At 40.3% G+C, this 14478-nt stretch carries 11 protein-coding genes; 1 reads left to right on the forward strand and 10 read right to left on the reverse strand.

The genetic code is table 11. From position 1 onward, the window contains the following. Positions 1-611 precede the first annotated feature (611 nt). The 8 genes from HYU69_08180 to pdxA form a co-directional block, all read right to left on the reverse strand. The gene (locus tag HYU69_08180; GenBank protein ID MBI2270319.1) at positions 612-1559 is read right to left on the reverse strand and encodes a transketolase; all 948 of its coding nucleotides are present in this window, start codon (positions 1557-1559) and stop codon (positions 612-614) included. Then, positions 1552-2352 (reverse strand): transketolase, encoded by an 801-nt coding sequence (locus HYU69_08185; protein ID MBI2270320.1) that lies wholly within the window; start codon positions 2350-2352, stop codon positions 1552-1554. The genes HYU69_08180 and HYU69_08185 overlap by 8 nt, the downstream gene beginning before the upstream one ends. Before the next feature lie 215 nt (positions 2353-2567). Further along, on the reverse strand, positions 2568-2771 hold the full coding sequence (locus HYU69_08190; GenBank protein MBI2270321.1) for a hypothetical protein: 204 nt from the start codon (positions 2769-2771) through the stop codon (positions 2568-2570). Between the two features lie 260 nt (positions 2772-3031). After that, positions 3032-3784, reverse strand: a complete 753-nt coding sequence (locus HYU69_08195; GenBank protein ID MBI2270322.1) for a glycosyltransferase family 2 protein — start codon at positions 3782-3784, stop codon at positions 3032-3034. A 378-nt stretch (positions 3785-4162) separates the two neighbouring features. Continuing rightward, positions 4163-5596 (reverse strand): hypothetical protein, encoded by a 1434-nt coding sequence (locus HYU69_08200; GenBank protein MBI2270323.1) that lies wholly within the window; start codon positions 5594-5596, stop codon positions 4163-4165. 21 nt (positions 5597-5617) lie between these two features. After that, the gene (locus HYU69_08205; GenBank protein MBI2270324.1) at positions 5618-7453 is read right to left on the reverse strand and encodes an ABC transporter ATP-binding protein; all 1836 of its coding nucleotides are present in this window, start codon (positions 7451-7453) and stop codon (positions 5618-5620) included. An 83-nt stretch (positions 7454-7536) separates the two neighbouring features. Further along, positions 7537-8022 (reverse strand): hypothetical protein, encoded by a 486-nt coding sequence (locus tag HYU69_08210; GenBank protein ID MBI2270325.1) that lies wholly within the window; start codon positions 8020-8022, stop codon positions 7537-7539. A 53-nt stretch (positions 8023-8075) separates the two neighbouring features. Next, positions 8076-9131, reverse strand: a complete 1056-nt coding sequence (pdxA, locus tag HYU69_08215) for a 4-hydroxythreonine-4-phosphate dehydrogenase PdxA (GenBank protein ID MBI2270326.1) — start codon at positions 9129-9131, stop codon at positions 8076-8078. A 148-nt stretch (positions 9132-9279) separates the two neighbouring features. On the opposite strand from pdxA, the gene mqnC reads away from it, so the two are divergent. After that, on the forward strand, positions 9280-10404 hold the full coding sequence (mqnC, locus tag HYU69_08220; GenBank protein ID MBI2270327.1) for a dehypoxanthine futalosine cyclase: 1125 nt from the start codon (positions 9280-9282) through the stop codon (positions 10402-10404). 24 nt (positions 10405-10428) lie between these two features. Here the strand turns inward: mqnC and HYU69_08225 are convergent, their stop codons facing one another. Together HYU69_08225 and HYU69_08230 are read right to left on the reverse strand one after the other, a co-directional pair. Then, the gene (locus HYU69_08225; GenBank protein ID MBI2270328.1) at positions 10429-11508 is read right to left on the reverse strand and encodes a Fic family protein; all 1080 of its coding nucleotides are present in this window, start codon (positions 11506-11508) and stop codon (positions 10429-10431) included. Between the two features lie 390 nt (positions 11509-11898). Continuing rightward, positions 11899-14460: a PKD domain-containing protein gene (locus tag HYU69_08230; protein MBI2270329.1), complete on the reverse strand. Its 2562-nt coding sequence runs from the start codon at positions 14458-14460 to the stop codon at positions 11899-11901. Between the last annotated feature and the right edge of the window lie 18 nt (positions 14461-14478).

The following is a 14478-nucleotide window of genomic DNA, read 5'->3' on the forward strand; positions in this document are numbered from 1 at the left end:
ATATGCAAACGAAGATGTAATTCAACAGTATATTCACAATCAAGGCAATGAAAAAAATGTTTATAAAAGGTTTCATAAAAATCAATTAAGCTTGTTCGAGTAACGCGATACCTCGAGGCTCTGCCTCGGGGTTATTCATTTGCGCCTAAAGTACCATCATTAAGCAACACCAACAATCCGTATAAATACCTAATTTTAAATAATCATTTAGGCATTTTAATTAAGTATTATGCGCAATTTTAGGGTAATGTCTTTTAATCAAAGCAGGGATACGCTTTAATTCTTCCCGGGCTTCTGCACAAATATTCCAATGATTAAGGATACCGGTTCTTAGTCAATTTAAGGCTTTTTCATAAGCCAAACCTGCCTGACCGGCAGTCAGGTTGGCTTAGAACGGGATATGCTGAGCATCAAAATCCCCGTCCGAACGGAGTTCATCCGGGCGGGTTTAAAAATCAAGTTCCTTCGGTATAAACAGAAAAGGCAGCCAGGATATTCTAGTGTCAGGTTAATTTTAAAATGACATATAAAATCAGGGATGACATCACTTCAAGTGCAATGTCATTAAGTTCTATATTATATTGCTCTTTCAAATTATACTTAACTTAACACTAGTGAATTCCCCGATGCTCTGCATCGGGGTTACTCATTGTAAGCCACTCTTTTATTATTTTTTGAATATTCCCTGGATCAATGCCTGATTGTGTTTGATGATAATTCTGGTCGCCATATAAACCGTTCGGGTAACCGAGCGCGTGCAAAGATTTAAATTTATTTAAATGGATATTATTATTCATTAAACTTAAAGCGAGGTGTTCCGCAATACCTCCCCTGGCGATATGTTCCTCAACCACAAGTAGTTTTTTTGTGTTTGTAACGCTCTGCAAAAATGCAGCATTTAAATTTTCAAAAGGGAGCTTAACGGCAGAGAATAAATTCACCTTGTCTTTATATCCCGCATTTTCAATAGCTGCAATTACATTATTGATGACCGGCCCAAGAGCGAGGATAGTTATTTTTGCTTCGGGAGAAGAAGATACTGTGTTGACTGACTCCGGTTTTGTTTGTTTGATCAGACTTTTTTTTCCAAGTCCTAAACGTAAATAAGCCGGCGCACCTGATTCAAGAATTTTCAAAACTGAAGTTTCCACCTCTTCAACAAATGAAGGAACATAACAAGTCATCCCCGGCATACTGCTCATGCAGGCAATGTCTTCGATGGAATGATGAGTTGCGCCCATGATGCCATATCCATATCCGCCCCCATTGCCTACAATAAACACAGGAAGCTTATGAAAACAAACATCTATCCTTATCTGCTCTAAACAACGATATGTTATAAAAGGTGCGATACTGTAACAAAAAACTTTATATCCTTTGTGCGCGAGGCCGGCGGCTACGCCTATCATATTTTGTTCGGCCACACCGGTATTGATGAACCTGTCCTTCATACTTTCCTGTATATTTTCAAAGGCATTAAAGCCAAGATCACCTGTGATGAAAATAACCTTTTCATCTTCGGCAACCTTACTTATTATGTTTGAAAAAGCCTTACGCACTATATTGTTTTTTTATATCATTGATTGCCTGCTGATATAATCTGGGATCTAACGGAAGATAATGCCATTTCATTTCATTTTCCATGAAACTAACTCCTTTGCCTTTAACAGTATTCCCGATAATAACTTTTGGTTTACTGTTTTTCGATTTCTTTAATTTATCAATCCCGTTTATTATTTGTTCAAGATCATGGCCGTTTATACTTAATACTTCAAAGCCCAATGTCTGCCATTTTTCTTCACTGGCGGTATCTCCCAAAATATCTTTTGTATTGCCAAAGCCTTGTAGTCCGTTCTTATCTATGAGCACAATTAAATTATCGAGTTTATGCATTACGGAAAAATGGGCTGCTTCCCATGTTGTCCCCTCGTTCGTTTCTCCATCCGACATTAATACATAAGAATAGGCAGTATTCTTTTTTAATTTGTTGGCTTTTGCTATTCCTGCCGCAATAGGAAATCCGTGACCCAAAGACCCGAGGGCGAAAGGTATCCCGCTAAATTTATTTGCTGCCGGGTGAGCCGGTAATTTGGTTCCGTTTTTATAAAATGTGTTTAATTCCTCGTTAGAAATTTCGCCTGTGTGATTTAGGCAAACATAAAGCGAAGCTGCCGCATGGCCCTTTGATAAAATAAAAGAGTCCTCCTCCTTTTTATGATGAATCAGAGAGCCTATCATCAGGTCAATGCAGCTGAGTGAACAGCCAATATGACCGGCATTGGCTGAATGATACATTTCAATAAGCTGCAGTCGTAAATTGCCCTGTAATGAATATATTGATTGATCTATCATTGTTTTTTCCGGCATTACAAAAGAGCAATAAAAATTTTAGACCTGATCTCTATGACGAACAAGCCTAAATTTAGCTGGTTTTTGTTAAAATACAATGGAAATTATAAAGAGCACTCTGATGAGAATGGATCACTTCAGCTCAAAAATTCTAAACTTTACCACACCGATCTTCTACCTGATTATTATTAAGGCACTGAACCATTTCTTTGAATTCGCTACAGATCTCCATCTTGTTCAGACAATTTCTTTATGGTAACAATTTTTGCCATTTTAAGAGGAATATTTTTAAAGTAGCAATAATCAATTACCAGTTTAGTAAGTGCGGCAATGCGTTGTTGGGGAGTTTTAGAAAGCCAATAGTCTATATCAGCATCATCTGATTGTTCACGAAAAGAGGTAATTCGAACAACTTTTTCCATTTAAAATGTTTTTATGAAGTTAACGAAAAACGACCAATCTGCCAAGTGCTCCCTGATGCTAAATTACCAATGTTTATTCAATGTTGTTTAGTTAAGGATTTGGTCGTTCGTATTTTTCTTTTTAGTGGGATTTGGTGCTTTAGTGCTTTGGTGGCGAGTTGATTTTTGTCACCAAAACTCCAAACCTGCTTGTCGGTCAGGCAGGTTTTCACCAAAATACTCTCTTAACTAAACAACATTAAATGTTTATTCAATGTTGTTTAGTTAAGGATTTGGTCGTTCGTATTTTTATTTTTAGTGGGATTTGGTGCTTTAGTGCTTTGAAATGACACCCATAACACACCCAGTCCATATACTGCGCTGCGCTTGAAATTTATTGATGACGCTTCTTTAAAATATTTGGTTGGACAAGTGACTTCGGCAATTTCAAAGCCGGCATAAAACACCTGGGCTGCCATTTGGTTGTCGAATACAAAATCGTCGGAGTTAGCGTGGTAGTTGATCTTTTCCAATACCTGCTTTGAGAATGCACGATAGCCGGTATGATATTCGGAAAGTTTCTGATTCATTAATATATTTTGCGATAAAGTAAGCATGCGGTTAAAAATAAATTTGTAAAGAGGCATGCCGCCTTTTAAGGCCCCCTTGCCAAGTATGCGTGATCCGAATACAGCATCGTACAACCCCTGTGCAACAATATTTGCCATGGAAGGAATAAGTTTGGGAGTATACTGATAATCCGGGTGCAGCATGATCACAATATCGGCTCCTAATGCCAGCGCTTTGTCGTAACAACTTTTTTGGTTGCCTCCGTACCCTTTGTTCTTCTCATGCGAAATGATGTGTTTAATGCCGATCTGTTTTGCCACTTCAACGGTGTTGTCTTTACTTGCGTCATCAACAAGGATCACCTCGTCCACTATATCAAAAGGAATTTCGCTATAAGTCTGTTGAAGGGTAAGACCGGCATTATAGGCCGGAAGAACGATCACAAGTTTTTTGCCTAATATCATAATGTCACAAAGTTAAAATTTAGATCCAAATATTAGAAGCCATCTCAAAAATGAATTTTTTAATAAATGCAGTGCACGTGGTCAGATTGAGCTTGTTGAAATGTAGCGTTGGCTGGCTTTCCCACAGGTTTCGACGGAACTCAACCTGACTCGGCACACAATGAGTACTATTTTTGAGATAACTTAAAATAGAATGCAAATTATTAGGTTCATTGTGATTTGTTATGAGGATTGATCCGCATTCATTGGTCTCATTCGTTAGTTGAAACCCTTGCCGGCAGGAAGGGTTAGAGCTTTCGTGCTTTGGTGGCCAAAATCCAATTGCCACTAAAGCACAAAAACACTAAAACCCACAAAAAAATTTATTCGATATAAACTCTATTTTCTTTTAAAAATATAGATCTCGAATAGGCTTTTATCGTCCGGAGTTTTAGCTGGATCTGCTTTAAATGTATTCAGTAACTCAAAATTTGAATTTTCGGTCAATAGACTTAACGGTAATTTGGCTTCATTCGGGCTAAAATGACTATCCCAGATCACTATTGATCCTGCTGAAAGATTTTCTGTCTGCATTGACCAAAGGGGTGTGTAGTGATCGCTGTCAAACGGGTCCAGATTGAGAAAAACGGACAAGTAAGGATATTGATAGCAATACATTGAGGCAGCCGTCTGGCCTTGTTTTATCCAATCGGCTGCCTGTTTCACCACTTCATCTTCATAACCCAATGAACGGGGAAATTGATGCTGTTTGAAGGGCATCCATATAATAAGAGCAATAATAATTGATAGAACAGTTGTTTGTAAGAAGGGGAATTTGTTCAACAATTTGATGCGCGAAAGAAATTCCATTAAGGTGTTTGTTCCTTTTAATGCCAATAATCCCGCTAAAGGTGTTACGCCCGCCATCACCCGTATCAAACCCAAAGAGCTATACAGGCCTTTCCACCAAAAAACAGAATGAGCGGCGAGATAAATGAAAAATATTCCGGGGATGAGGAACAGTTCGGTAAGTGAAGTTTTTCTTTTAGACATTACATAGTTGAAAATACCGAGCACAAATAAAATAACAAGCGGCGTTCCGAGAATAAATTCGTTTTTGCCAATAAAGTGAAACAAGCTGCCGCGTCCGTAAATATCTTCAGCGCCTTTATAAGGGTTCTCATTCCATATCCAGAATAATGAATGGTAATGAAACCAGCCGGCCACGGAATAAATGATCGTACCGGTAAGCAGCACCAGGCAAAGACTATATTTTCGCTGAGTAACAAATACAAGCGCGAACAGGGGCAGCAATAAAAATCCTTCTGTACGGATAAAGGGCAGAAAGGAAACAATTATACCTGCAATTAAAAAATTTTGTTTCAAACAAAAATAAATTCCGGTGATTAAAACCAATGCAAACAATGGTTCTGTTAATCCTGAAATAAGTGTGACGTAATAGATAGGGGCAAACAGGACAAAAACGGGAGCGAGCCAGGGTCTTCGGGGTTCGATCAGGCTGGCTGTTTTATAAGCAACAAGCCCGGTTGCTGTGGCGCAAGAGATGTTGAATAAACAAATGCCGAAAAACCCGAATTGGGCGAATGAGCTGGCAAGCAATGTGAAAAGGGGTTTTCCCCAGTGATCGAAAAATAATTCAGGATGTTTAAACGAGTAGCGTGCAATTAAATAATGCTGTATGCTGTCCCCGCTTTCATAGGTGCCGGTAGAGAACCAGGCCAGGAGGGAAGTGACAAAAAATATAATGAACAAAATAATGTAAACGATCCGCTTCTCATGTAAAGGAGTAAGGTTGTCCTGAACTTCCTGCAAGTATATTATTATTTATTGTTACTAAATGCCGCTATCTCCCGGTACTTTTTCTGTTTCTGGCTGTTTCCAGCTTTTTTTCTTTTCAATGGCGGCCTCAATATCGGCCAGTTCGCCTTTTGGTATGGCGTTAATAAGATTTTGAGTGTATTGAGTTTGAGGATTCAGGTAAATGTCATCGGCATCTCCTATTTCAGCAACTTTTCCGTGACTCATTACAACCATGCGATCGCTCATGAATTTTACAACCGACAAATCGTGTGAAATAAAAATGTACGAAAACAAAAATTCTTTTTTTAATTCATTCAACAGGTTAAGCACCTGTGCCTGCACCGAAACGTCAAGCGCTGATACGGACTCATCGCAAATGATAAATTGCGGGTTAAGTGCCAGCGCGCGTGCTATACAAATACGTTGCCGCTGCCCGCCGGAAAATTCATGGGGGTAGCGATAGAAATGTGACTCATTCATGTTAACCCTGTTGAGGAGTTCGATCACTTTTTCTTTTCGCATTTTGTTATTGTCGTGAATTTTATGAACCTGCATGGGTTCCATAATAGCTTCACCGATTGTAATACGGGGGTTGAGCGATGAATAGGGATCCTGGAAAATAATCTGGATGTCTTTGCGCAAAGCGCGCATCTCCCGTGTTGAAATGTGTGTGATATTTTGTCCGCGGAAAATGATCTCTCCTTCGCTGGGTTCTATCAAACGTAAAATGGTACGGCCCAATGTGGTTTTCCCGCAGCCTGATTCACCCACCAATCCGAGTGTTTCGCCCGGATATACGTTAAAACTCACATCATCAACCGCTTTTACGTATGAAGTTGCTTTCCCGAACATCCCTTTACGGATGGGGAAATACGTTTTGATATTTTTTAACTCTAGCAGGGGTTCTTTGGCGTAAATTATTTTGTGATGCTGCTTGCGTTCCTCCCCGGTGATAATAAGTTTTTCTGTAACCTCCTGGATCGATTTAGTGCTCTCGTACATCACTCCGGCGTCATCCGTTTGCATAAAATCCGAAACGGTGGGAAGCCAGTGCAGGCGCTTGTTTAGGGGTGGCCTGCAGGCAAGCAGCCCTTTGGTATAAGGATGTTGCGGATCAGAAAAAATATCAAGCGTAGCCCCCTGTTCAACGATCTTTCCTTTGTACATCACCACAATATGATCAGCCAGTTCGGCGATCACGCCAAGATCATGAGTGATAAATAAAATACCCATGTGATGTTCCTGCTGCAGCTTTTGCATCAGTTCAAGAATTGTTTTTTGAACGGTAACATCCAGGGCTGTCGTTGGTTCATCCGCGATCAAAATGGAAGGGTTACACGACATCGCCATGGCGATCATCACCCGCTGCTTTTGTCCGCCTGATAATTGGTGGGGATAGCTGTCGAATATGGTTTCCGGGCGGGGCAGTTGAACCTCTTTGAACAGGCTTATCGTTTTTATTTTCGCTTCTTTTTTGGAAATTTTCTGATGCAGCACAATGGCTTCCATCACCTGATCCCCGCATGTAAAAACAGGGTTCAGCGATGTCATGGGCTCCTGGAAGATCATGGCGATCTCATTCCCCCGGAATTTCCGCATGTTTTTTTCGGTAATTTTTAACAGGTCAACAGGGCCCGACTCTTTGGAATGGTAGATGATCTCTCCTCCAACGACGCGGCCGGGAGGATTGGCTATAAGCCGCATAACCGATAAAGCGGTTACCGATTTTCCTGATCCCGATTCTCCAACGATCCCAATGGTTTTGCCTTTACGTAAGGAGAATGAAATATTATCAACCGCCCTGATCGTTTCGTCTTCTGTACGAAATTCGGTGACTAAATTCTTTACTTCAAGCAGAATGTCGTTCATAGCTGATCAACTGGTTTGCTAATTTAAGTTTTTGGCAACAAACTTCATAAATATCGGGAAGTTAATTATGGTCCTGCGTCTGGTCAATCTTTCGCGTTATGTATGACCAATGTTAATTTGCCGCGTTTATAGGTGGGGCTTTCATCGGCAAGCGCAATGCGGGCCTTTCCGGAACCCGTTTCGGCGATCCAGAGTAAGAAGTCGCCCTCGGTTTCAGGCTTTCCGTATTTTTTTTCAAAATAAGTCTTAAAAGAAGTAAACAGCTCCGCTGCCTGCGGTTCATTTAACAAATAAATGTCGGCCTCAATATTGTTTAGTCGGTTATCGGGGCAATAATAAGCAATGGTATAGCTTGTAGTTGAATCAATGCCCAGCTCATAGAACAGGTAGTCGATGCCGTCGTTGCTGTCTTCCTCTTTGAGACCTATTGGTTCAGACTTCGCGATTTGTTCTTTGGATACACCAAGCGTAAGCCCCCTGAATAGGCCGGTATCCGATCGCATCACTTTTTCAAATGATTCTCCATATTGCGCCAATGGCGACTTGCCGCATGAGCATGCGAAGAGCATACATAGCAGGATAAAAACACCAGCCCGGTTCAATACCTTATTTATTGCTGGAGTCACTCCTTACGTAATGGTGTTGATTTAAGGGGATTGGCAGAGATCTGCTTGTATTCATTTCGTTTCCTGAAAATATCGAGGGCTGTGTAAATGGCTTTACGAAAGGATTCTTCGGAGGCTATGTTCTTGCCTGCGATCGCGTATGCGGTACCATGATCGGGTGAAGTGCGGACCACAGGCAATCCCGCGGTATAATTTACACCATTGTTAAATGCTATTGTTTTAAATGGAATCAATCCCTGGTCGTGGTACATGGCTAACACAGCGTCAAACTGAAGATAAGTCGAATTCCCAAAAAAGCCGTCAGCCGGATAAGGCCCGTATGCAAGGATACTTTCGTCTTTCGCTTTATTAATTGCTGTTGTGATCACCTGTATGTCTTCATTGCCAATTGTCCCATTGTCTCCTGCATGGGGGTTAAGTCCCAATACAGCAATTCTGGGCTTACGCACTCCAAAATCCTCTATCAGTGTACGATTCAGAGTTTTGATGCGTTTAATTATTTTTTCAACCGAAACAGATCCCGCTACTTTTTCAACCGGGATATGACCGGTAACCAGGCCCACTTTTAGTGTGTCGGATACCATCAACATTAATGCTTCATCTTTTCCACCGGCAAATTTTTGATCAAGATATTCGGTATGTCCTTTGAACTGAAATTCCTCCGATTGTATATTGTGTTTGTTGATGGGGGCAGTAACCAGCACATCAATTTTGTTAGTGGCTAATGCATTGCAGGCCGTTTCAAGCGATTTAAAAGCATACTTACCCCCTGAAGGAGTTGACTTCCCCAATTCAAAATTCACTTCTTCTTCATAAAGGTTCAGCAGATTGGGTTTTTTAGGATTTGCCTGATCAATATCACGGATAATATTGAAGCTGAAATCCTCAACTCCCATAGCTTTACGGTGATAGGAGGCTGTTTTTTGTGAACTAAAAAGAATAGGGATGCATAACTCCTCCATTGCAGGATCAACAAAGGTTTTAATAATAACCTCCAGGCCGATCCCGTTAATATCACCCTGGCTTATTCCTACACGTATTTTACCCGACATGGTTGTATTGTTAATAATGCGCTAAATTAAACAAAATAAGTATGGCTCTCCTGCGAATTACGAATAGACCGAATTTGCGAATCTGGAATAGTATCTGATTATGCTAAAGGATTCGTAAATTCGTCTTTTATTCGTAATTCGCAGGTGCATGATCATTGATTCACTTTTAAAGCGGGCATTGAATTTTGAACATCTTTCTATTGAGGAAGGTGTGTTTCTGTTCAGGAATGCGCCGACTGCTGAATTGATGTTTGTGGGAAATGAACTCCGTAAGATCCAAAAGCCGGATAACAAAGTAACCTGGATCATTGATCGCAACGTTAATACCACGAATGTATGTATTGCTAATTGTAAGTTCTGCAATTTTTACCGTATCCCCGGGCATAAAGAAGCTTATATCACCGATATTGAAACATATAAACGTAAAATTGAAGAGACATTCCGCCTGGGAGGAGAGCAACTTTTGCTTCAGGGCGGCCATCACCCCGATCTGGGCTTGAAATTTTATGTTGACCTGTTCAGGCAGCTAAAGACTTTATATCCTGATCTGAAACTTCATTCACTCGGCCCTCCTGAAATAGCGCACATTGCAAAACTCGAAAAATTAACGCATACAGAAGTGTTGAAAGCATTGATCGATGCAGGGCTTGATTCACTGCCCGGTGCCGGTGCCGAAATCCTGAACGACAGGGTGAGGCGCCTGATCTCAAAGGGAAAATGCGGAGGTCGTGAATGGCTGGATGTAATGCGTGCAGCGCACAGGCTTAATCTGACCACATCCGCGACGATGATGTTCGGGCATATTGAAACTATTGAAGAGCGTTTTGAGCATTTGGTGCTTTTGCGCCAGGTACAGGATGAAAAACCGGCAACTGCCAAAGGATTTCTTGCATTTATTCCATGGCCATTTCAGGACGATGGCACTTTGTTGAAACGTCATAAAGGAATTTCAAATAATGTTACCGGCGATGAATATGTGCGTATGATCGCGATGAGCCGCATTATGCTGCCGAATATTAAGAATATACAAGCCAGTTGGCTGACCGTAGGTAAACAGGTAGCCCAATTGTGTTTACATGCCGGGGCGAATGATTTTGGTTCAATTATGATCGAGGAGAATGTAGTTTCCGCGGCCGGTGCGCCCCACCGGTTTACTTCGAAAGGCATACAGGATGCGATACGCGAAGCTGGTTTTGAGCCACAATTGCGTACGCAGCAATATGAGTATCGTGAGTTGCCGGTTAACACGGTACAGCAGGTAATTAATTATTGATACTGCAATGTTTCATTATGATTATTATCTTTTCCCTTTCACAGCTTTAATAAATTCCATCAATGAATTCTTTACCTGCCGGGCGATAAATAATATATAAGCCGTGCTTCCTTTTTGCGTTTGAACTTTCTCAAGCGCATCATAATATGCAAAACGGCTTTTATTGTCACCCGGTATAATGGCGATTGTGTAGCCATTTTGCAATAAGATCAAATTCATTATAAGTCGCGCTGTACGGCCATTTCCATCAATAAAGGGATGAATGGTAACGAGCTTTTCATGCATGTTAGCGGCCAGTAATACGGGGTGCATTTTTTTTGACCGTTTATAATAACTAAAATAGCCATGCATCAATTCAGGCAGCTTATAATATTCGGATGGCACATGCCGGCTGCCGGATATGCGCACATTCACATTGCGGTATCTGCCGGCATTCTCATTGTCAATCCCCCTTAGAACAAGTGAGTGAATATCTTTTACCAACCGTTCATCAAATTTATATTTTGAACGTATGATGTCTTTTATGTAATCGATCGCATGTTGGTGATTAATGGCTTCCAGGTGTTCACGCATGGAACGTCCGCCAATGGTTATGCCTTTGTTCACCACGAGGGCGGTTTCCTGCATGGTAAGGGTATTTCCTTCTATGCGGTTACTTTCATAGGTATATGCAATATCAAAGTACTCTCCCAGGTTGTGCAATTGTGCTTTTGAAAGCGGTTTAATGGTTTCCCATTCCGCTTTCAGCATATCAATCTTATCCAACAGCAGCCTGATTTCGGGATCTGGTCCCGTTGTTTTCATTTCTTCTTCTTTTTTGCCGTAGCCTGTCCTTTGCTCAGCTACCAGTAATCCATCCAGAAAATAAGGATCCTCACCATATTCAGCTAATATTTTATCGCTTATGTATTGAGCGATCACTTCTTTTTCGTTTAAGCCAAATAGTTTCACCAGTTTATTTACCTGTGGCCTGCTTGCCAGCCTTTTGCCACTTTCGATCTTCGACAATAAACCCTGATCCATTTCAAGCTTATGGGCCGCTTCCATCATGGTCATGTTTTTGGCTACACGTGCTTCTTTAATTATTGTGGGAAAGGTTTTCATTTTATGAATATTTTATACATGACAAATATAGTCATAATTATTTAATGGATGAAACGAGCATGTGTAATTTATACTAGAGCCATAATAAGCATAAAATGCGGGTTCCAGGTCTGTCCAGTTTGGCTCCGCTGAAGCTTTGCGAAAGCGATGCAAGCAGGCACTTGAACTTCAGTATCATATAAAATATGTTCAGGGGAATTAATCATGAGTTTTTGATAAACAGTAAGAATATGTGGCACGTTCCCTGTCTACTGACAGGCAGGCTTCTGACAATAGGAACGTAAAAAATATACAAATGAATTACTTTGCAATTATTAGTCTGTAGTTATATAAAGCAAAACGGAGATGTTTTTAGCATCCCCGTTTTTAGCACAAATAGAAAAAATTTGTTTACTCCGCAAAAACAACCTTTTCTATCCTTCTTCCGGAATTATTTTGTAACATCAGGGTGTATATCCCGTCACTTATAACTCCCGATAAATTAACGGATAATAATTTATTACCGGGCAGTATATTTTTGGAATAAACAACCTCGCCCAGTGTATTGAATATTGTCACCGTCATACGTTCATTTAGTGCAGAACCGAAATCAATATTCAGGTAGCCATCCGAAGGATTTGGATATATATTTATATACGCATCCGGCAAGCTCAGATTATTTATTCCTGTTAACGTAAAATTTAAAATGGTTGAAGTAGAGGAGCAGCCGAACCCATTTGTTACAGTCACTGAATAAAAGCCTGAAACGGTTGGAGTATAAAACTGACCTGTCGCACCGCCTATAGGACTGCCATTTAGGTTCCATTGATTTCCGGTTGAAGCTGATGATGCGAGCAAGCTCCCGTTTTGCAATATTGTTGGAACAGGTGGAACAGGATTAACTGTTATTGTTTGTGTGGCAGTGGCCGTACAGCTGTTGCTGCCTGTTACCGTTAAAGTATAGGTAGTTGTTGCACCTGGTGATACCATAATTGAACTTGTTGTTTCAGCAGTGGACCAGGTATAAGTACCATCCCCCGTGCCATTTAAATTTGTGGACTGACCATTGCAAATGGTGTTGTTTGCCGCATTAACTCCTGCTGTTGGTTTAGGTAAGACTGTTACAGAAGCAAGATTTGAAATAGCGGTACATCCGTTGGCATCCGTCTTCTTTAAAGTGTAAAATCCGGTTTGTGTCGGATAATAATTTTGCGCTGTTGCGCCGGTAATCGGATTTCCATTAAAGAGCCATTGGTTCCCGGATGAATAATTGGAGCTTAAGCTGCCCGTGCCGGAACAAAAAGTATTTCCCCCATTAACAGTTATGGAAGGTGTAGGCGGAGATAAAACCGTAATGTATTTTTTATAAGTTATTGTATCAATCCCAACAGAATCAGTTACAATTAAAACTACATCATAAGAACCTGCAGCCGGATAAGAGATTTTTGGATTTTTCAGTGCTGAAGTAGAAGGGTTGCCGCCTGAAAAAGTCCATTTCCAGTTTGTGGGGTTTTTCTTGTTATTATCGGTGAACTGAACCGAATCGCCTTGGCAAACACTGGTTGGCGAGGCAGAAAAGGCAGAACTGCAAGTATAGCCTTTGTAAATTTGATCAATTTCTGAAGCTGTAATTGCACGATTATAAATGAGTATATCATCTATATAACCAGTAAAATGAATGTCTCCCAAGCTGGCATCAGTTCCCCCACCTATCAACAATGTTTTATTTCTGTTAATCAAAGAAGATGTATAAGCTGTGCTACTTACTACACTATCATTTTTGTATATTTTTTTAATGCCTTTAGATTGACTAATAATAAAAACATAGTGATCCCAAGCTGATTTATAAGTAATGCCATTTATCATCGTTCTGCCATTATTAAAGATGTCGCCATAGTCAAAAAAGATTGCAGATGGCGAAGCTATATATTGTACAGCTCCAACTAAACGGTCGGCAGTATTGTCAGGGGAAAGCATAAAAACCGCATTTGATGTTAATGAGGTGGCTTTCGCCCAAAGACTAATGGAAAGTTCATTTTGTGAAATAAGATTATTGAAATTATTTACTGCTATATTATCAGAAGATCCGTTGAATAAATAAGCGCTATTTGAGTTGCCAAATCTATCAGGAGCTAAGGATGCACCGTTGACTACCCCATTACGATTATTTCCGCTATAATCATTTGCATCCCCTTTAAAAGGGAAACAAGCAACCAATCCGCTATCTAATTTGTTTGCAGTCGGGATACAACTATTCGCCGGATAATTAAATAATTCATCAACTTCAGAAGCGGTGATTGCACGATCAAAAATAAGAATATCATCTAAATAACCTGTGAAGCCTATGTCTCCCCCACTGGCATCAGTGCCTCCGCCTATAAAAAGTGTTCGATTTTTGTTAGTCAACGAGGAAGTATAAGCAGTACTACTTATTTGGACATTGTTTTTAAATACTTTTTTAATATTTTTTGATTGGCTGACAATGAATACATAATGATCCCATTTTGATTGATATGTAATTCCATCAATAAATGTTCGTCCTCCACTAAATATATTGCCATAATCCCAGATAACAGCAGATGGAGAAGCTACATATTGAACACATGCAACGCAGCGATCAGAAGAAGCATCAGGAGACAGTAAAATAGGACAATTTGATGTCAGTGAGGTAGCCTTTGCCCAAAGGCTAATAGTTAGTTCGTTTTTTGAAATAAGGTTATTAAAATTGCTTATAGCAATATGGTCGGTTGAACCATTGAACAGATATGCACTATTTGAATTGCCGAATCTATCAGAAGCCAAAGTAGCGCCAGTTACCACCCCATTATTATTGTTTCCGCTGTGATCATTCGCATCACCCTTAAAGGTATAGCATGCAACTAATCCGCTATCCAGGTTTGCCTGGCCAAATGTTTTAGTAAAAGCAGAAATTAAGAGTAAGAACATCAGTAATCGGAAGTACTTTGTTTCCATAGAATTTTTTTTAATTGA

This window comes from Bacteroidota bacterium (assembly GCA_016183775.1).
Lineage (GTDB): Bacteria > Bacteroidota > Bacteroidia > JABDFU01 > JABDFU01 > JABDFU01.

Excerpts from the sequence above, each read along its gene's own strand:
- HYU69_08185 (MBI2270320.1), bottom strand. The coding sequence starts at position 2,352 with ATGATAGATCAATCAATATATTCATTACAGGGCAATTTACGACTGCAG.
- HYU69_08190 (MBI2270321.1), bottom strand. The coding sequence starts at position 2,771 with ATGGAAAAAGTTGTTCGAATTACCTCTTTTCGTGAACAATCAGATGAT.
- HYU69_08195 (MBI2270322.1), bottom strand. The coding sequence starts at position 3,784 with ATGATATTAGGCAAAAAACTTGTGATCGTTCTTCCGGCCTATAATGCC.
- HYU69_08205 (MBI2270324.1), bottom strand. The coding sequence starts at position 7,453 with ATGAACGACATTCTGCTTGAAGTAAAGAATTTAGTCACCGAATTTCGT.
- HYU69_08210 (MBI2270325.1), bottom strand. The coding sequence starts at position 8,022 with ATGCTCTTCGCATGCTCATGCGGCAAGTCGCCATTGGCGCAATATGGA.
- pdxA (MBI2270326.1), bottom strand. The coding sequence starts at position 9,131 with ATGTCGGGTAAAATACGTGTAGGAATAAGCCAGGGTGATATTAACGGG.
- mqnC (MBI2270327.1), top strand. The coding sequence starts at position 9,280 with ATGATCATTGATTCACTTTTAAAGCGGGCATTGAATTTTGAACATCTT.
- HYU69_08225 (MBI2270328.1), bottom strand. The coding sequence starts at position 11,508 with ATGAAAACCTTTCCCACAATAATTAAAGAAGCACGTGTAGCCAAAAAC.
- HYU69_08230 (MBI2270329.1), bottom strand. The coding sequence starts at position 14,460 with ATGGAAACAAAGTACTTCCGATTACTGATGTTCTTACTCTTAATTTCT.